Origin of the sequence: Streptomyces sioyaensis (assembly GCF_004122735.1) — a bacterium.
Taxonomy (GTDB): Bacteria; Actinomycetota; Actinomycetes; order Streptomycetales; family Streptomycetaceae; genus Streptomyces; species Streptomyces sioyaensis.
In genome coordinates, this window is record NZ_SDIF01000042.1 from 36,194 (window position 1) to 53,262 (window position 17,069).

Annotated in this window: 23 protein-coding genes and 1 pseudogene; 18 read left to right on the forward strand and 6 right to left on the reverse strand. The window is 69.6% G+C overall.

Annotated features, from left to right (window positions below; translation table 11 throughout):
• Positions 1-279: 279 nt before the first annotated feature.
• The 4 genes from EST54_RS16730 to EST54_RS16745 all read left to right on the forward strand — a co-directional run bounded on the left by EST54_RS16730 (position 280) and on the right by EST54_RS16745 (position 3,855).
• On the forward strand, positions 280-858 hold the full coding sequence (locus EST54_RS16730) for a TetR/AcrR family transcriptional regulator (protein ID WP_129248435.1): 579 nt from the start codon (positions 280-282) through the stop codon (positions 856-858).
• Positions 859-1,063: 205 nt separating this feature from the next.
• Positions 1,064-1,741, forward strand: a complete 678-nt coding sequence (locus EST54_RS16735; protein ID WP_129248436.1) for a DUF4232 domain-containing protein — start codon at positions 1,064-1,066, stop codon at positions 1,739-1,741.
• Between the two features lie 586 nt (positions 1,742-2,327).
• Positions 2,328-3,275, forward strand: coding sequence for a DUF5996 family protein (locus tag EST54_RS16740; RefSeq protein ID WP_129248437.1), 948 nt, complete (start codon positions 2,328-2,330; stop codon positions 3,273-3,275).
• A gap of 112 nt (positions 3,276-3,387) precedes the next feature.
• Positions 3,388-3,855 (forward strand): VOC family protein, encoded by a 468-nt coding sequence (locus EST54_RS16745; RefSeq protein ID WP_129248438.1) that lies wholly within the window; start codon positions 3,388-3,390, stop codon positions 3,853-3,855.
• On the opposite strand, the gene EST54_RS16750 is transcribed toward EST54_RS16745, so the two are convergent.
• Positions 3,841-4,494: a TetR/AcrR family transcriptional regulator gene (locus EST54_RS16750; protein ID WP_129248439.1), complete on the reverse strand. Its 654-nt coding sequence runs from the start codon at positions 4,492-4,494 to the stop codon at positions 3,841-3,843. The genes EST54_RS16745 and EST54_RS16750 overlap by 15 nt on opposite strands.
• A gap of 32 nt (positions 4,495-4,526) precedes the next feature.
• Positions 4,527-5,342 carry a HipA family kinase gene (locus EST54_RS16755; protein WP_129248440.1) on the reverse strand — a complete coding sequence of 272 codons (816 nt, stop codon included), beginning with the start codon at positions 5,340-5,342 and terminating at the stop codon, positions 4,527-4,529.
• 165 nt (positions 5,343-5,507) lie between these two features.
• Here EST54_RS16755 and EST54_RS16760 point away from each other — a divergent pair, with 165 nt between their 5' ends.
• Positions 5,508-5,738: a hypothetical protein gene (locus tag EST54_RS16760; protein ID WP_129248441.1), complete on the forward strand. Its 231-nt coding sequence runs from the start codon at positions 5,508-5,510 to the stop codon at positions 5,736-5,738.
• Between the two features lie 161 nt (positions 5,739-5,899).
• A pseudogene (locus tag EST54_RS36175) lies at positions 5,900-6,082 on the forward strand (proton-conducting transporter transmembrane domain-containing protein); the annotation flags it as partial.
• A 6-nt stretch (positions 6,083-6,088) separates the two neighbouring features.
• Here EST54_RS36175 and EST54_RS16765 read toward each other — a convergent pair.
• From EST54_RS16765 to EST54_RS34080, 3 genes are all read right to left on the reverse strand, one after another.
• Positions 6,089-6,439 carry a PRC-barrel domain-containing protein gene (locus EST54_RS16765; protein WP_129248442.1) on the reverse strand — a complete coding sequence of 117 codons (351 nt, stop codon included), beginning with the start codon at positions 6,437-6,439 and terminating at the stop codon, positions 6,089-6,091.
• Between the two features lie 240 nt (positions 6,440-6,679).
• A complete protein-coding gene (locus EST54_RS16770) occupies positions 6,680-6,850 on the reverse strand; it encodes a hypothetical protein (RefSeq protein WP_030983248.1) in 171 nt (56 codons plus the stop codon).
• 144 nt (positions 6,851-6,994) lie between these two features.
• Positions 6,995-7,150: a hypothetical protein gene (locus tag EST54_RS34080; protein ID WP_154074023.1), complete on the reverse strand. Its 156-nt coding sequence runs from the start codon at positions 7,148-7,150 to the stop codon at positions 6,995-6,997.
• Between the two features lie 273 nt (positions 7,151-7,423).
• On the opposite strand from EST54_RS34080, the gene EST54_RS16775 reads away from it, so the two are divergent.
• The 11 genes from EST54_RS16775 to EST54_RS35910 all read left to right on the forward strand — a co-directional run bounded on the left by EST54_RS16775 (position 7,424) and on the right by EST54_RS35910 (position 13,194).
• Positions 7,424-7,720 (forward strand): gas vesicle protein GvpO, encoded by a 297-nt coding sequence (locus EST54_RS16775; RefSeq protein ID WP_129248443.1) that lies wholly within the window; start codon positions 7,424-7,426, stop codon positions 7,718-7,720.
• A gap of 77 nt (positions 7,721-7,797) precedes the next feature.
• Positions 7,798-8,244: a gas vesicle structural protein GvpA gene (locus EST54_RS16780; protein WP_093487028.1), complete on the forward strand. Its 447-nt coding sequence runs from the start codon at positions 7,798-7,800 to the stop codon at positions 8,242-8,244.
• Between the two features lie 2 nt (positions 8,245-8,246).
• On the forward strand, positions 8,247-8,960 hold the full coding sequence (locus tag EST54_RS16785; protein WP_129248444.1) for a GvpL/GvpF family gas vesicle protein: 714 nt from the start codon (positions 8,247-8,249) through the stop codon (positions 8,958-8,960).
• A 45-nt stretch (positions 8,961-9,005) separates the two neighbouring features.
• A complete protein-coding gene (locus EST54_RS16790) occupies positions 9,006-9,263 on the forward strand; it encodes a gas vesicle protein GvpG (RefSeq protein ID WP_129248445.1) in 258 nt (85 codons plus the stop codon).
• Positions 9,264-9,293: 30 nt separating this feature from the next.
• Positions 9,294-9,818, forward strand: coding sequence for a hypothetical protein (locus EST54_RS16795; protein ID WP_244942541.1), 525 nt, complete (start codon positions 9,294-9,296; stop codon positions 9,816-9,818).
• A complete protein-coding gene (locus tag EST54_RS16800; RefSeq protein WP_244942542.1) occupies positions 9,811-10,662 on the forward strand; it encodes an SRPBCC family protein in 852 nt (283 codons plus the stop codon). The genes EST54_RS16795 and EST54_RS16800 overlap by 8 nt, the downstream gene beginning before the upstream one ends.
• Before the next feature lie 64 nt (positions 10,663-10,726).
• On the forward strand, positions 10,727-11,161 hold the full coding sequence (gene gvpJ / locus EST54_RS16805) for a gas vesicle protein GvpJ (protein WP_244942543.1): 435 nt from the start codon (positions 10,727-10,729) through the stop codon (positions 11,159-11,161).
• Entirely contained in the window at positions 11,158-12,105 is a 948-nt protein-coding gene (locus EST54_RS16810) for a GvpL/GvpF family gas vesicle protein (RefSeq protein ID WP_244942544.1), read from the forward strand. The genes gvpJ and EST54_RS16810 overlap by 4 nt, the downstream gene beginning before the upstream one ends.
• Positions 12,102-12,314, forward strand: coding sequence for a gas vesicle protein (locus EST54_RS16815; RefSeq protein ID WP_129248447.1), 213 nt, complete (start codon positions 12,102-12,104; stop codon positions 12,312-12,314). The genes EST54_RS16810 and EST54_RS16815 overlap by 4 nt, the downstream gene beginning before the upstream one ends.
• A gap of 72 nt (positions 12,315-12,386) precedes the next feature.
• Entirely contained in the window at positions 12,387-12,818 is a 432-nt protein-coding gene (locus EST54_RS16820) for a gas vesicle protein K (protein WP_129248448.1), read from the forward strand.
• A 247-nt stretch (positions 12,819-13,065) separates the two neighbouring features.
• On the forward strand, positions 13,066-13,194 hold the full coding sequence (locus EST54_RS35910; RefSeq protein WP_006601851.1) for an LPFR motif small protein: 129 nt from the start codon (positions 13,066-13,068) through the stop codon (positions 13,192-13,194).
• Positions 13,195-13,307: 113 nt separating this feature from the next.
• On the opposite strand, the gene EST54_RS16830 is transcribed toward EST54_RS35910, so the two are convergent.
• Positions 13,308-14,447, reverse strand: a complete 1,140-nt coding sequence (locus EST54_RS16830; protein ID WP_129248450.1) for a substrate-binding domain-containing protein — start codon at positions 14,445-14,447, stop codon at positions 13,308-13,310.
• 601 nt (positions 14,448-15,048) lie between these two features.
• Between EST54_RS16830 and EST54_RS16835 the strand changes: the two genes are divergently transcribed.
• Positions 15,049-17,069, forward strand: a 2,021-nt coding sequence (locus tag EST54_RS16835; protein WP_135796890.1) for an ATP-binding protein, incomplete at its 3' end; no start/stop codon positions are given.

Below are 17,069 nucleotides of genomic sequence, written 5' to 3' on the forward strand. Positions count from 1 at the left end.
CCGGGCGGGAAGCTCACGGGCAGTCAGGGAGGAAGGGCTCTGTGCAGGACGACTCGGTGCGGGCGGCGTCAGCTCGGCGGCCACGGCGGGGGCGACGGGAGACGGACCGGCGACGGGCACCATCGGTCACCACTCACCGACCCCCGTCACCGACCACCACTCCGGCCGTATCTGCCGCTATGGTGGACCTAAACGGACAACTGTCCACTCCATTGAAACTACCGGACAACTGTCCGGTTAGCAAGACCGGCTTTCCCGTGATTGCCGGAAGGAGGACGAGTGCAGCAGCACAAGGACGCACCCCTGCGCTCGGACGCGCAACGGAATCGCGAGCGCATCCTGGAAGTGGCGCTGGCGGAGCTGACGCACTCCGCGGACGCCCCGCTGAGCGCGATCGCGAAGAAGGCGGGCGTCGGGCAGGGGACGTTCTACCGCAACTTCCCCAACCGCGAGTCACTCGTCCTGGAGGTCTACCGCTACGAGGTGCAGCAGGTCGCCGACGCCGCCTCCCAGTTGCTCGAAACCCGCGCACCCGAGCAGGCCCTGCGGGAGTGGATGGACCGGCTCGCCCAGTACGCCATGGCCAAGGCCGGCCTGGCCGATGCCATGCGCAAGGCCACCAGCGCCCGCGGCAGCCTGGCCGGCCTGGGCCACGGCCCGGTGACCTCGGCCGTGACCCTCCTCCTGAAGGCGAACGAGGAGGCCGGCACCATCCGCCCCGACGTGACGCCCGACGACTTCGTCCTCGCCATCGCCGGCCTCTGGCAGATCGACCCGCACAGCGACTGGCAGTCACGCGCCGGCCGCCTCCTCGACCTGGTCATGGACGGGCTCCGGACGGGCGCTCCGGGGGCGTGAGGGGCCGGCACCGCACCGCGGCAGCCGGACGTTAGCACTCCGTTAGTGAACCGACAGTGATCGCCGGAAGGGTTGTCCCTGCTCGCCGCAACACCCGGCCCCACCTGACCGCCGTACGCGTCAGGGGTGTTGCGGCGCCTGCCCCCAGGGAGCAGGTACCCGAGTGCAGCACAGCTCATCTGCCAGGCCGAAGATCAGGAGCACCATGTCCCCCCAGCCCTCCCCCCGCCACACCCGCACCCTCGCTGCCGCGCTGCTCGCCGTGACGGCCGCGGCCGCGCTCACGGCGTGCCAGGACGGCAAGCCCGCCAGCGCGAAGAGCCCGTCGTCCGCCGCCTCGGACGGCAGCTCTTCGGGCGCGGCGTCCGGTGCCAACGGGGGCGGCACCGGAGCCGGTTCGCAGCACACCGGCGGATCGGCGGACTCGGGGCAGCCCACCGCCGCACGGGGCGCCGCGTCCACGGACCACTCGTCGAACCGCTGCACCGCGGCGTCGCTGCGCATGTCGCTGGGGCAGCCCGACCAGGGCGCGGGCAACATCCGCTACGCGCTGACCTTCACCAACAGCGGCAAGGCGTCCTGCACCCTGCGCGGCTTCCCCGGGGTCTCGCTGCTGGCCAAGAACGGGCAGTCGGTCGGCAAGCCGGCCACCCGTGAAGGCGCGGCGGGCGCGGCCGTCACGCTCGCTCCCGGCAAGAGCGCCCATGCGGTGCTGCACACGGTCGCCCAGGGGACGAAGGGCTCCGGCTGCTGGCCGGCCGGGGCCTCGGTGCAGGCGTACCCGCCCGGTTCCAAGGAGTCGATGACCGCTCGCGCCTCCGGACTGCAGGTCTGCGGCGACGAGTTCAGCGTCACCTCCCTGGCACCCGGCGCGGCGGCGTAACTCCGCATCCGGGGGCGTGCCGTCTCCCGCCGCGTAAGCGACCAACGCGGCCTCGGCGCGAGGCTCGGCACTGCGATGCCCGCCCCGTACCGGCTCCGGCCGGCGTACGGGCCCGTACGGAGGGCGGGCCCGCACACGGGCGGGCGTCGCTGGGCGCGGGCGTGGAGGCGGGCGACTACGGCTCCGCCCGCGCGTACCCGGTCTCACAGGGGGTGTACCGGGGAGGACGAGGAGGCGTGGCGCACACGGGGAACGCCCGCCGCGCGGTGAGCTGCCGGGTGGCTGCGGATGACCACCGCACGCCACCACGCACTCGGCACCGGCACCGGCATGACCCGCCGGTGCCGAGTTGCCGGAGGTCACGGGCCCTGGGCAAGGTGGAGAGCGGACGGGGGTGCGGCCCACCGCCGTCGGAACGGCGTGGCGGCCGGGCGGTGACACACCGCGCAGGTCCGGCTCCGTCGCCGGTCCCCCGACCGCCCCGGCCCGCACGGGCCCGGCCCGGGACCGGGGCGCCGTACCGGGGAGACGCCCTGCCCAGGAACGTCCTGCCCTGGAGCGTCCGACGCCACGGAGCGGAGGAACCATGGCGACAACGCACACCTCCCGAACCGTTACGGAGTGGCCGCAGTTGCGGGTGGCCGACTGGACCGACACCCGCGAGACGCTGCACATGTGGACCCAGATCGTCGGCAAGGTCCGGCTGGCGCACGCGCCGCTCGTCAACCACTGGTGGCAGGTAACGTTCTACGTCAGCCCGCGCGGACTGACCACCTCCGCCGTCCCCCACGGCACGGGCGCCTTCGACATCGAATTCGACTTCCTCGACCACACGCTGCACCTGCGCACCAGCGACGGCGGCACCCGTCGCATCACGCTGGAGTCCATGCCGGTGGCCGATTTCCACGCCCGTGTCCTGCGGGCCCTGGAGGAGCTGGACGTCCCCACCACGATCCAGGGGCATCCCAATGAGATCGAGCCGGCGATCCCGTTCGCGGAGGACTACCGGCACCACACCTACGACCCGCGTGCGGCGCAGCTGTTCTGGCGACAACTCCTCCAGGCCAACCGGGTGTTGGGGGAATTCCGCAGCGCCTTCGCCGGGAAGGTCAGCCCGGTCCACTTCTTCTGGGGCGCCATGGACCTGGCCTGCACCCGCTTCTCCGGGCGCAGCGCTCCCCGGCACCCCGGCGGCGCGCCGAACTGCGGCGACTGGGTCATGGTGGAGGGCTACTCCCGCGAACTGAGCAGTTGCGGATTCTGGCCCGGCGGCGGGGACGAGGGCGCCTTCTACGCCTACGCCTACCCCGAACCGGACGGCTTCGCGGACGCTCCGGTGGCCCCCTCCGAGGCGTTCTACAGCCCGGAAAACGGTCAGTTCCTGCTGCCGTACGAGACGGTGCGCGGCGCCGACGACCCCGACCGGACGCTCTCCCGCTTCCTGTACAGCACCTACGAGGCAGCCGCCGACCGGGCCGGATGGGACCGGGCGGCGCTGGAAATCGATCCGGAGCGCTGGAACGCCGTCCGGTAGCGGCGGCCCGCCGCGGTGTGGGACGTACACGGGGTTCCCGCACCGGCACCGGACGGCTTCGACGGCACCACGGGGAACGACAGCGCGCCCACCCAGCCGAAGGGATCACCTGATGACGCATCACGACGACTGGCCGACACCCGCTGAGGGGCTCGTCCTGACCCACTTCCTGACCGTGCGGGACGTCGCCGTGTCCCGCCGCTTCTACGCGGAGGTGTTCGGCGGTGAGGTGGTGCTGGCCGAGAACCCCTGCATCGTGAAGATCGCCAACGGCTGGATCATCATGAACCCCGGCGGCGGCCCGACCCCCGACAAGCCCGAGGTCACCCTCACCCCGCCCGAGCCCGGCGACCCGGTGTCGGCGTTCCTCAACGTACGGGTGGCCGACATCGCGGCCTTCTACGAGCAGGCCGTCGCCAAGGGCGCGCGGTTCCTGACCGAGCCGATCGACCGCAAGGCCGAGATCCGCTGCTACCTCCGCGATCCGGACGGCCATCTGATCGAGGTGGGCCAGGTCACCGGGATGCTGGAGGGCATCTTCGCGGACCCCAGCGGTCCGCCCGCGTCAGGCGGAAGCTGACGAGTCCTCGCGGAGGGCATAGGTGAGCGTGCGTTCCCCCAGCAGATCCTCGACGAGATCGAGGAGTTCCAGCACGGCCGCCGCGATGGTGTCCGGCTTTTCGCCCGCCACGAGGCGTCGGCCGATCTCGCTGTAGACCAGCGAGTGGAACCACCCGATCTGGGAGGCCACCGCGCGCGGCGTCTGGTCGTCCGGCGCGGCCCCGGTCTCCTCGGCCAGGACGACGCCGAGTGCCTCGGTCATCTGCCGGCCGAGGTCCTCCAGGCGGGCGGTGAGCGTGGGGGCGGCCCGCATCATGGCGAAGACCGGGCCGAAGCCCGCGGTCAGGCCCACGGTGCGGTCGCGGCGGCGCAGTTCGTCCCGGAGGTGGGCGAGCACGGCCCGGGCCGCGGACTCCCCGGGCTGCCGGGCGCGCACGATATCGGCGAGCCGTTGCGGGGAGGCCTCGTCCGGCGGCAGGACGAGGTCTTCCTTGGCCTCGTAATAGTTGTAGAGGGTGTTGACCGAGACCTCGGCCGCCGCCGCGACCTCGGCAATGGTGACCTGGTCGAAGCCACGCTCCACGAACAGGCCGATGGCCACCTCGGAAAGGTGTTGCCGTGTCTGCCGCTTCTTGCGCTCCCGCAGCCCTTCGCTCATGAAAGGAGCCTAACCGCGCTGCTCATGGGCGTTCATGCACCGACCTGCCCGTCCCCGCGGACGTTCCCCGGAAGCCACCGGGCGGAGACTTTCGCGCGCGCTGCGAGGTGGGCGACATAGGCATCCCGGACCTCGTCCGGCGTGGCGAAGCCCGGCTCCTCGCGCAGCCATTCGTCCGGGACGGCCGCGACGACCTCGCGCAACAGCCGTGCGCTCACCCGGGGTGCGAGGTCGGCGTCCGCCTCCGCCACGTCCGGGAACGGGGAGCCGAGCACGTGATGACGGAAGTCGTAGGCCTTTCCCACCGCGTCCGCCGCGCTCTCCCACCGGTGGTGGAAGACGAGCGCGGCGCCGTGGTCGATGAGCCACAAGCGGGGCTCCTGGTGACCGGAGGTCGGCCAGACCATGAGGTTCGAGCTGTGCACCGTACGGTCCACATTGGCGGTGAACGCGTCCAGCCAGATGATCCTGGCGGCCTCCACCGGATCGGCCTGCGGCGCGTGCGGCGTGACGTCGGCGGCTCCCGGCAGGTAGTCCATCCCGAGATTGAGCCCCGCACTGGAGCGCAGCAGATCCTGGACTTCTTGATGCGGTTCCGCCTCGGCCACCGCGGGGTCGAACTGCACCAGCACCAACTCCGGTACCCGCAGCCCGAGTCGCCGCGCCAGCTCCCCCACGATGACCTCGGCGACGAGCGCCTTGCGCCCCTGCGCCGAGCCGGTGAATTTGACGACGTACGTCCCCAGGTCGTCGGCCTCGACGATGCCGGGGACCGAGCCGCCGCTCCTGAGCGGGGTCACATACCGGACGGCCGTCACCGTACGCAGCTCGTGCGTTGCCGTGGCCATGCGTGCCCGCCCCGTTTCCTCATGAAGTGCCGCCCCACCCCGGAAAGCCGACGGCCGAGATAAATTGAACCCTACTCCAAATATGCAGTCCATTATAGTTTTCTGGGACGGCGTCGGATTCGGGCCGTCAGCACAGGACGGACCGCTTCGACAGGAGATCCGAGCATGGCAACGCCACAGGCGCACGACGCGGCGGTCACCCGCGCCAACGAGGCCCTCCGGACGTACACCCTCTCCGCCGAGGGCTGGCACCGCAGCCCTGGCGAGACCTTGCAGCACGCCCTCACCGACTTGCTGCACTGGTGCGACGACACACAGCGCGACTTCGACGCCGCCCTGGAGCGCGCACGACGCCGGCACGCCGGGGACACGGGTCAGGCGGACGGCACGGGCTGACGGTTTGTGGACCGTCACATGAGCTGTGGTGGCCCGCAGTTGCCTCTGCGGGCCACCACAGCGCCCCCGCGGTCACGTTCAGGAGACGGGCACCATGTTCCACGTCAGTTCCTGCCGGTGGGGCCGTGGCGCCAGCCACGGGTGTGCGCGGGTCGGCGCACTACGCCCGGACCGGGGAACTCGGCCTCGCCCAGATCGGCAGCGCCCTCCACGCCCGGCCCGGCGGCCCGGACGCGCCGGTGATCGCCGCCTTCGTCCTCGTCCTCACCGGTCTGCTGGTCAAGGCCGCGGCGGTGCCGTTCCACTTCTGGTGCGCGATGCCCGGGGTTCCCTGCACGACACCTGGCCGGTCAGGAGTGGGGAGCGCCGTAGTAGCCCGTGAGCCTCTGGTGGTAGTCGTCATCGTCGATGTGCTTGTCCTTGTCGAACTCGGGGGCGTGCGCGATGTCGTCCTTGGTGCGGGAGAGGTAGATCGTGGTCGCTTCGACGTCGATGGAGGAGATGGTTCCGGCCGGCAGCAGGACATGCCTGCCGAAGATCCATATCCCGGTGTCGACGACCAGGTAGGCGGTGCCGACCTCCTCGGAGTGCTTGTCGACCTTGCCGATCCTGCCGTCGATCGCCTCGACGTCGAAGCCGGTCAGGTCGGTTCCTGCCTGGTAGCCCGTCGTTCCTTCGAAGCTCCAGATGGTGTCCGTCATGGGAACCCTCCCGTCGTGGTGGGCCGCCCGGCGGCCGGAAGGGCGGAACGCCGGCGGCTGCGCATTTCCAGGGGAATTCAGCGGCCTTTTTGCGCGCGGTCTTTTTTGCACGATCTTTTTGCGCGCGGTCTCCTTGTGCACCGCCTCTTTGTGCTCGCCGAATCGGTTTTCTTCATTCTATTGCGGCGGCGCGGGCTCCCCGCAGCAGTCAGCTGCGAGGAGCCCGCGCGGACGGTGAAGTCACCAGCGGTACCAGCGGCCGCGCCGACCGGCGGCGCCCGTCGACCGCATCAGGAAACCGAGCAGCCAGAACGCCAGCACGACAACGGCGACGATCCATAGGGCCTTCAAGGCGAATCCGGCACCGAAGAGAAGGAGCGCCAGAAGCAGGACGAGAAGCAGGGGAACCATGAGAGTCAACCTCCGAACAGGGGACTTCGACTCCACGCAGTGAGTTCGCCCTCCGGCGGAAAGCGCCGGATGTGGCGACCGGGAGTATTCAGGTGTGGTGAGGGAGGCGGGGTCGGCTCAGATACGGCCGTGGGCAAAGTCGCGTCAGGGGGCCTTGGCACGATCACCGGCCGCCGCGGTTTCCTCGGTGGCGACGCGAGCCGTATGTTCGGCAGCCTTCCTTCCCTTGGAGGCAGCCGCCTTGGATTCGCGCTGCACCGCCCCCCAGGGGCCGTCGGACTTCTTTCGTTCGTCACTCATACCATTCGTCTCGCCACTCCTGCCTTTTTGAAACCCCGGACGTTTGCTCGCTGTTACCGGTATCCGTTGATTCCTCGTCAGTGGCGCTGCCACCAGCGATCATTTACTGCCGCCAGATGCTGCTCCAGGGGCGGCAGGGAGCGCCTCAGCCGTCGCCACGCATACGTTCGACGCCGTCGGGCAAGCGGTGTTCTACCGCCCAAACGGCCACCCGCACTTGGCACTTGGGACTGCAACAGGACCACCACACCACGACGTGCAACGGACGGGATCATGGAAACGACGGAGAGCACGGAAGGAAAGAGCGGCCCGAAACGGATCGGCGCTCCCGCGGCGATACGTCACGCCGCCGCGCAACTCGCCCAGATGCTCCCCTGCGAGCCCGACTCGGTATCCGCACTCAAAGGCACCGACGACGGCTGGTCGGCGGATGTGGAAGTAGTGGAGATCCGACGCGTTCCGGACACCACGAGCGTGATGGCTTCCTACCGCGTCCACCTCGACGAACAGGGTGAACTCGTGGGATACGAGCGCACCCGCCGCTATGCCAGGGGTCACATCGACCGATGAGGTGAACGGAAAGACGCTCGCCAGATATCACGAACGTTCCAAGACCCGCTCCAACGCACTGGAAGGGGAGATCGATCGTGACTGTCGTCCAGCAATCCAATGCACCGAGCAGTGGGAGTGGTTCAGGAAATCTCTACGATGTCCTTGAGCTGATACTCGACCGAGGACTCGTCATCGACGCCTTTGTCCGCGTCTCCCTCGTCGGGATCGAGATACTCAAGATCGACGTACGTGTCGTCGTGGCGAGCGTGGACACCTATCTGCGTTTCGCCGAGGCATGCAACCGACTGGATCTGGAATCGGGCCGCAAGGCGCCCAGTCAACTCACCGATCTGGTCGGCGAGGTGACCGAGGACGGCGCCAAAGGAAAGTCCAAAGGCGCACTGACCGGCGCCATCGAGGCTTTCAGTGATTCCTTCCAGAAGGGTCACGAGGAACCCGAGCAGGAGGAGGAAGCGGAGCGCCCGGCACGCAAATCTTCCGCGTCCAGCAAGCGCCGAACGGCCCGCCGCCGGGAGGAGTGACCGTGCCGACCTACGTCTACGCCATCACCGATGCCGACCACCCGCTCCGTCTGGACGGCATCGCAGGGGTCGGCAACCCCGCAGCGGAGCTGCGCACCGTCCGGACCGAGCAGCTGAGCGCAGTGGTCAGCGACGCGCCGGCGGATCTGCGGGCCAAGCGCAGGGATCTGGTCGCCCACCAGAGCGTGCAGGAGCGCCTGCTCGCCGACGGCACCGCGCTGCCGATGCGGTTCGGCCTGGTGGGGCCCGACGACGACCAGGTCGCGGCCGTCTTGGAGGAGCAGCGCGACGCCTACACCGAACGCCTCAAGGAGATCGCCGGCTGCCTGGAGTTCCATCTCAAGGTCGCCCGCGACGAGGACGACCTGCTGCGGGAGATCATGGCGGAGTCCGTCGCCGTACGGCGGCTCAACGAGCGCACCCGGCGCGATCCCGGTGCGCACCACGACCGGGTGGCACTCGGCGAACTGGTCTCCCAGGAGGTCCATGCCCGGCAGGACCGTATGTGCGCCGAGATGGTGGCCCGCCTCACGCCGGCAACGGAACGTACCTCGGTCGCCGACCCGACCAAGTCCCACTTCCTGAACGTGTCGTTCCTGGTCAGGCGGGAAAAGACCGCAGCGTTCTCCGAGGCTGTCCAGCAGGAGGCCGAACAGCGCGGCGTGGCCTACACGTTCCGCCTGAACGGCCCGCTGCCGCCGTACAGCTTCGTCTGAACCGGCTGCCCACACCCGCCCACGCCGTCGAGCGGAGACACCCCCATGGGCCTCCTCACGAACATCCTGACCCTTCCGCTGGCCCCGGTGCGAGGCACGGTCTGGGTACTCGACCAGGTGCTGCTCACCGCGGAGCGCGAGTACTACGACCCGGAGCCCGTACGCCAGGAACTGCGGGACATGGAACGGCAGTTGCTCGACGGGAGCATGACGCCTGCAGAGTTCGACCGGCGCGAAGACGAACTACTGGACCGCCTGGAGTGGCTGGAGGCCCACCAGCAGCGGCTGCGTACCGACTCCTGATCACGAGGAGAACGAGGTGTACGAGAGATGATGAGCAACGCCAAGATAGGTGTGGCCCTCGTAGGGGGCTACGTCCTGGGACGTACGAAGAAGGCCAAGCTGGCCATCGGACTGGGCATGTACCTCGCCGGCAAGCGGCTGCCCCTGGACCCGAAGCAGCTGAGCAAACTGGTGGCCGATTCACCGGTCCTCGGTCCTCTCCACGACCAGGTCCGCAGCGAACTCGTGGACGCCACGAAGTCGGCGGTCAGCACCGCGCTCACCCAGCGCATGTCTGCGCTCACCGACTCCTTGCAGGAGCGGACCCTGGAACTCGGCGACGCGGACCTCGACTCGACCCCGGAGGCAACGACAAAGGCAACGACAAGGGCATCGACAAGGGCATCTGCGAAAACGGCCGAGTCGGCCGGTGGTGCCAAGGCCGCCGCCACGGACAAGGCGGCTCACGGGACGGGAAAGGCCGCCTCGCGTGCGCGAAAGACCGCCACGGGCGCCCGGAAGAAGGCCTCCGGGGCGGCACGCAGGACGGCTGACCGCGGGGGCCGCAATGACTGAGTCCACTTTCAGCAAGGTGAAGGACGACGTGGCGGCGAGCCCGGCCGCGGACGAACTCAAGGAAGAATTCCAGCGGTACCTCCAGGCCCGGGCGCAGCACGCCATCACCGGCCTCGGCCGCCGGCTGGGCGAAAGCGTCGCCCGACTCGGCGAGCCCGGCCACGGCTCGGGCGCGCTCCTCAACGGCCTCGCCAAGGGCGGCAAGGCGCTCGGTGCGGGCAGCTCACCGGCACAGGCCGCGCTGACCGCTGGCGCCTCGCAGCTCAAGGACACCGTCAAGGACAAGATCAAGGGCCTGTTCGGCGCGGGCCGCAAGAGCGGGGGCGGCGCGTCCAGGAGCGTGACGATCGTCGAGGACATCGATGTGGGTGTGCCGGTGCGCGACGCGTATGACCAGTGGACGCAATTCCAGGAATTCAGCACCTTCGCCAAGGGTGTCGTGAGCGTCGAGCCGTCCGACGACACCACCAGCAACTGGAAGGTGAAGGTCGCCAAGTCCACCCGCAGTTGGCGGGCGAACGTCACCGAGCAAGTGCCCGACGAGCGCATCACCTGGACCACCGAGGGCGCCAAGGGAACGGTCAAGGGCGTGGTGACCTTCCACCCCCTCACCGAAGACCTGACGCGAGTGCTGCTGGTCCTTGAGTACTTCCCCAAGGGCCTCTTCGAGAAGACCGGCAACCTCTGGCGCGCCCAGGGCCGGCGCGCCCGCCTCGACCTCAAGCAGTACCGGAAGTTCCTCATGATGCGAGGCGAGGCCACCGACGGCTGGCGGGGCGAAATCCGCGACGGCAAGGTCGTCGTCGAGCACGCCGACGCCGTGGAAGACGAAGAGGGCGCATAGCCCTGTCCGCAACCCCTCACCAGCCCTGTCCCACCTGAACTGACGCACAGATGAGGCTGATCACGTGTCTGATTCACTGGCCGGCCGTATGGGGCCGTCCTCCGGGATGTCCCCGTACGGCGGGCAAGGCTCGTCCGCCAACCTGGCTGACATTCTCGAACGCGTCCTGGACAAGGGCGTCGTCATCGCGGGCGACATTCAGATCAACCTGCTCGACATCGAGCTGCTGACCGTCAAACTGCGGCTGCTCGTCGCCTCCGTCGACAAGGCCAAGGAGATGGGCATCGACTGGTGGGAGCACGATCCCTCGCTCTCCTCCCGTGCCCAGCCCCGCCAGAAGGTCGCGGACGCACCCGCCCCGGCGGCGGGCAGCGACCGCCTGGCCGAGGAGAACTCTCGGCTGCGCGCCGAGCTCGCCGAACTGCGGGCTGCCGTCGGTCTGCCGAAGAGCTCCCTCAGCGACGGAACGCCGCAGCCGCAGCAGGAGGAGGAACGGTGAACACGGTGCACACCGACGCCCAGATCACCGAAGTGGACGCCGCGCCGACCGAAGCGGGCGCCACTGCGACCCAGGCGGGCGCCACTCGACTCGCCCGACCCGACACCCCCACGGATCCCGGCACCACGGTCTCGTACGTCTACGCCCTCAGCCGCGCAGGCACGGCACTCGATACGAGGGCCCCGCAACTCACCGGGTTGGACAACGGCCCCCTCCGGACGGTCACCTGCGGCGAGTTGTCCGCACTCGTGTCCTCCGTGCCGGCCGACGCATACAGCGAGGAGGGCATGCGGGCACGGCTGGAGGACCTGTCCGAGCTGGCGGCCGTCGCCCGTACGCATCACGCGGTGATCGAAGCCGCATACGCCACCACCACCGTGCTCCCCATGCGGCTGGCCACGGTCTACCTGGACGACGCCCGGGTCCGGTCGATGCTCCACGAGCGCCGAGCGGACTTCGGCGAGCTGCTCACTTGGCTCCAAGGCCATGTCGAGCTGGGGGTCAAGGTCTACGCGGACCCACGCGAGGCGGCCGCGACCCCACCGGCCGCGGCCCCACCAGCTCCGACCCCGGCACCGGCCCCCGGCTCCGCCTCCGCGCCGGTCCGCTCCGGCCGTGCGTACCTGCAACAACGCCGGGCGCAGCGGCGCCGTCACCGCGATGCGTACCGTGCGGCGGGGGCGGTCGCGGGTGCCGTACCGGACCGGGTGTCCGCGCTCGCCCGGGCGAGGGCCGCGCACCGTCCACAGCAGGGCGATCTGGCTTCGGGCCCGGGCGAGAACATCTCCAACGAGGCCTATCTGGTACCCGCCGAGCGGACAGGACAGTTCCACCAGGCGTTGACGGGTCTGGCCGACGACGTGCCCGGCGTTCATGTCGAGATCACCGGCCCGTGGGCACCGTATTCCTTCGCCACACCCCCCACGGCGGGCGCGGGCACATGAACGACATGGAGGTTGCGACGGACCGCTCCGTGGCGGAGCCGCTCGCCGGGCGTCAGGTCGCCCTGATCGACCTTCTCGACCGCCTGCTGAACGGTGGCGCGGTCCTCACCGGAGATCTCGTCCTGTCGATCGCCGATGTCGACCTGGTCCGGATAAATCTGCGTGCGGTCATTCACTCGATCACGCCCGACGACCCGGCGCCGTGGTGATCGGACGGACCAACTCCGTTGCTGTGCACGGCAGTTCTCTGCAACGACGACAACGAGGAGGAGGACGGCCCCGTGCCGGAAGACCCTCACACCGCACCCCACCCCGCCTTCGCAGAGGTCGCCCGAGCCGCGGCCCGGGCGTTCGATCTGATACCGGCCGGGACGAACGACCGGCGGTCGGGCAGCGACCTGACCCAGCGGCTGAAGACCGATCCGGAGACCGTCGAACGAGATCTCATCAGATTGGTGCTGACCATCGTCGAGCTCTTGCGGCAGCTCATGGAGCGCACCGCATTGCACCGCGTCGACCAGGGCGATCTGAGTGCGGACCAGGAAGAGCGGATCGGAATGACGCTGATGATTCTCGAAGACCGGATGTCGGAACTCTGCCGCCGCTACGGACTCACCATGAGCGACCTCAATCTGGACCTGGGACCGCTGGGCTCACTGCTTCCCGGAACAACTCCGGACTCGACCGCGACCCACGTGACCCACCTTCGGTAACCGATTCGTCGCCATGAGTGAGAAGGGCGTGGACGGGGACATTGGCAGGCATCTGACCACCCCCTCGATGCCGCTTTCCGCTGAAATGCCGACATCGGGACGCGCACCTATAGTGAATTGGGACCGTTCGCAGGGCTGTCAGGCGAGTCCTCCCAGGTCATGCCTGACAGCCGGGCAACATCGCGCGGACGGTCGCGCAGTGGCACCGACGCCCGGCTCGCCGGGCAGTCAGGACGGAGGTCCGCCCATGTTGAGCGCGATCGCAGATGTGATCCGGGCGATCGGCGGCGCCATCGCCACCGTCGTCACCCTGCCCTTCCGCGCGGTAGGCCGGCTCTTCGGAGGAGCCGCAGACTCTGCACACGGCCGCCACTGAGGCGGTCCGCCACCGAGACGACCGCCCGCCCGCCGTAACCGCGCCGCGAGCGGTGCGAAGTGGCGGGCCCTCCCACTCGCCACGTCAGACCTCCGCCCAGGAGGACACGTCAATCATTCGCCCCAGATCTTTCGGTAGGCCTGCCGGTAGCCCTCGGAGTCCCAGGAGAGTGCGCCGCCGCTGTTGGCGTCGGTGGTGATGTGGACGGGGGCGACGTACCCGCTGTCCTTGGCGCCGGTGAAGGCGCGGTTGAACTCGTCGACGATCTGCCAGCCCTGTTCGGAGAGCGGCTCGGGCACGGTGGCGGCCTGGAACTCCTTGCCGTTGACGCGCTGGAAGGCCGACGGGTCGCCGTCACCGGCACCGATGTTGAAGGGGGCGCCGGCGCCGTCCTTGCCCGCGGCGCGCAGGGCGGGGGCGGCGTGCTGGAAGTACAGGTCGTTGATGGCTGCGGAGTAGGTCCACTTGCGGCCGAAACGGGCCATCAGGGAGCGGACTTCCCCGATGGCGCGGCTGTTGACCTGGGGTATGGGCATGTTGGTGTAGCTCAGCAGCTTGGTTTCGGAGCAGGTGGCGAGTTCCTTCTTGATCAGGTCGGACTTGTGCTTCGCGAAGGGCACCGTGGCGTCGGTGAACAGCACGACGCCCGCACGGCCGTTGGACCGGGCGATGATCCAGTCGGCGCTGATCTTCGCGACGTCCTCCACCCGGGAGGTGACGTTGCTGAAGAGTTTCGGGTCGTCAACGGGACCGGGGGCCGGGTTGGCGTGCCAGCCGATCAGCGGAATTCCCGCCGAATTGGCCTTTTTGACCTCGTCCGGGGCCACGCCGGGATCGAAACCGCTGATGACGATGCCGTCCGGCTTGAGGTGAATGGCCTGCTTGAAGGCGGCCCGGAGGCCGGCGGGCGTGCCTTGGCCGTTGAGGGTGCGGGCGCGCCATCCGACGATCTTGGCGGCTTCCTGGACACCTTGGGCGACTCCGGCGACGCCGGGGTTGGTCAGGGTCTGAGCGATGTAGACGACGGACTTGCCGTGGACGGCCTTGGGACCGGTGGTCGGACCCCTCCAGGGGGCGTTGACCGCCTCGGCCTTCTTGACGGCTTGCTTGGCTCTGGACAGGGCGGTGGGGCACCCCGGCTTGGCGGCGCTCCGGTGGGACGCGGTGGCGCCGCCGCCGGGTTCGCAGCCGGCGGCAGTGGCCATGACCAGGAGTGCGGCGGCTGTCACGACCGCCTTGCGGGTGGGGTGCACGGGTCTCCTCGCAGGGCAGGATGAGGATACGGGTTGGGGTGGGGGGAGACAGGTTACGGGTGGCAATTCCCCGAGAGGCATCCGCCTTGGGGAGAGTCGGTGTAGCCGCCTGGGTCCGAACCCCGTACGGGACGACCCGGCCGGGGCCTGCCATACCCCTGGACACCAGCCCCTACGGGCAGCGGCCCCCTACGGACACCGGCCGCCCCTCGTCTCGTCCGGCGCTGCTCGCCCCGTGGGGGCAACGTGCCAAAAGTGACAAAGAGTTGAATACCTCTTGGCCATTGCTGAGGCACGTCTTGCATGCCCGAGCCCACGCGGTAGTGTTCACGGCCGGTTGGACATGTGGCGCAATCTTTTCGCTCGCATTTCGGGCGAAATTCGCAAGCGTCGCAGTCCCCCCGTCGTCGGCGGTCGGCAACAACACCACCTCGGTCACCGCTCAGGAGCACGTCGTAAGGAGGCCTGGGTGTCTGTGGACACAGTGGACCCGCCACACGGACCGGACCCGTCCCGGCGTTCACCGTGGAGGCCGAGGTTCCGTCAGCAGACGAGTGCCCTCCTGGACAGATGGCCGTTCCGGCGGAAACTCAACGTTCTGGTGATCGCGCCCGTCGCGGTCGTCGGCGTACTGCTGGGCATCGGCGTCGACACGCAGATCGACAAGGCCATGGACGCCAGCCGGACCGCGGAGCTGGTGCGTGACAGCGAGCACGTCACGAGGCTGATCAACGACGTCGAGGCCGAACACCGGCAGGCGCTGCTGCTGTCCGTGGAACAGGAGTCGGCCCGGCCCGGCGCCGCGCTGCCGTCGACCGCCGCCTACCGTCGTACGCAGCAGGACACCGACGAACAGGTCACCGCCGTGCGTGCCGCGTTCGGCGCGGGGCTGTCGAAGGACGAGGCGCGGGCCCTCGCGTACATCAGGAGCCTTGCCGTGCTGCGCGACAAGGTCGAACGGGGATCGGTTCCGGCCGCCACCATCGACCCCGCCTACGCCGCCGCGGTCGGCTACCTGATCGACGGCATCGGCCTCGACCGCTTCGTCGGCACCTCGTCGTCCTCGGTCACCAACCTCCTCGACACGGTACTGCGCGCCGACGCCGCCCACGCGGCCTTCGAGAGCGGGGTGTTCTCCGCCCAGACCCGGGATGCCAACGCGCTCACCGAGTACACCCGCGCGGTCGGCGCCCACAAGCTCTACGAGGAACAGTCCGCACGCTTCGGCCGGATCGCCTCCCCGGACCAGGTCCTGCGCCTGAGCGGGATCGAGCGGGACGCCGAGGCGAACGGCATCGCGGCCCAGTACGCGGAGCTCCAGATCGATCCGGGCTCCCTTCAGGGTCAGACCCCGCATGAGCTGCGCAAGGCGATGGCCGCCGGAACCCGGCAGGCCGAGGCCCGCCTCACCATCACCCGGACGCTGATCGACCAGATCGCCGCCCGGTCCGACAGCCTCTCCCGCAGCGCCCTGGACAACGCGCTGGCGATGCTCGCCCTCGCCCTGGTCGGCTTCACCTCCTGGCTGGCCTTCTCCGTCCTGGTCCGGCGCTCGGTCGTCCGTCCACTGGCGGCCCTGACCGGCGCCGCCCAGCAGGTCGTCGACGTGGCCGGCGAGGAACTCGCCAGGGTCGAGGACGACGAGTCGGCGGACGGCACCCCGCTGCAGCCGCGGCCGATCCCCGTCCCGGTCCGCGACGAGATCGGCCACCTGGCCGAGGCGTTCAACCAGGTGCAGGTCACCGCCGCGGCCCTGCTGGAGCGGCAGGTGCTCAGCCGCCGCAACGTCGCCGAGATGTTCGGCAACGTCGGACGCCGGGTCAGCAACCTCACCTCACGCCAGCTCATCCTGATCGACGCCGTGGAACGCGAGGAGACCGACCCCGACGTCCTGGAGCGGATGTACCGCATCGACCACATCGCCGTCCGCCTCCAGCGCAACGCCGACAGTCTGATGCTGCTCGCCGGAATCCGGGACGCCGAGCTGGAGGCCCGGCCGACCAGTCTGGTCAACGTCATCCGGGCCGGGCTCGGCCAGATCGAGGGGTACCAGCGGGTGTCCCTGCGGTCCGAGACGGAGGTCACCGTCGCGCCCGACATCACCGACGACCTGACCCTGATGCTCGCCGAACTGCTGGAGAACGCGGTCTCGTTCTCCCCGTCCGACACCCCCGTCGAGGTGGTCGTCCGGCCCGGCACCGACGTCACCTCGGACGGTGGCGCCCTGATCGAGGTCATCGACCACGGCCTCGGCATGAGCGCGGAACGGCTCGACGAGGAGAACTCCCGGCTGGTCCGCCGGGAACGGCTCGACCTCGTACCGACCAAGGTCCTCGGCCTGTTCGTGGTCGGAAACCTCGCCCGGCGCTCGGGCATCCGGGTCACCCTCAGCCGTACGCCGGGCGGCGGGGTCACCGGCACCGTCTGGCTCCCCTCCGCACTCCTGCTGGCCGTGAACCCGGCCGCCGCGCCGACCCCGGCAGTGGACGCAACCGAGGCCACGGTCGATGCCGATCCCGATGCTGAGGCCGATGTCGGCGTCAGCGCCGACGCCGACGCCGACGCCGCGGCAGAGCGTCCAGCACTGCCCGATCAGGAGCCCACCCCGCCCGGACCCGCCGC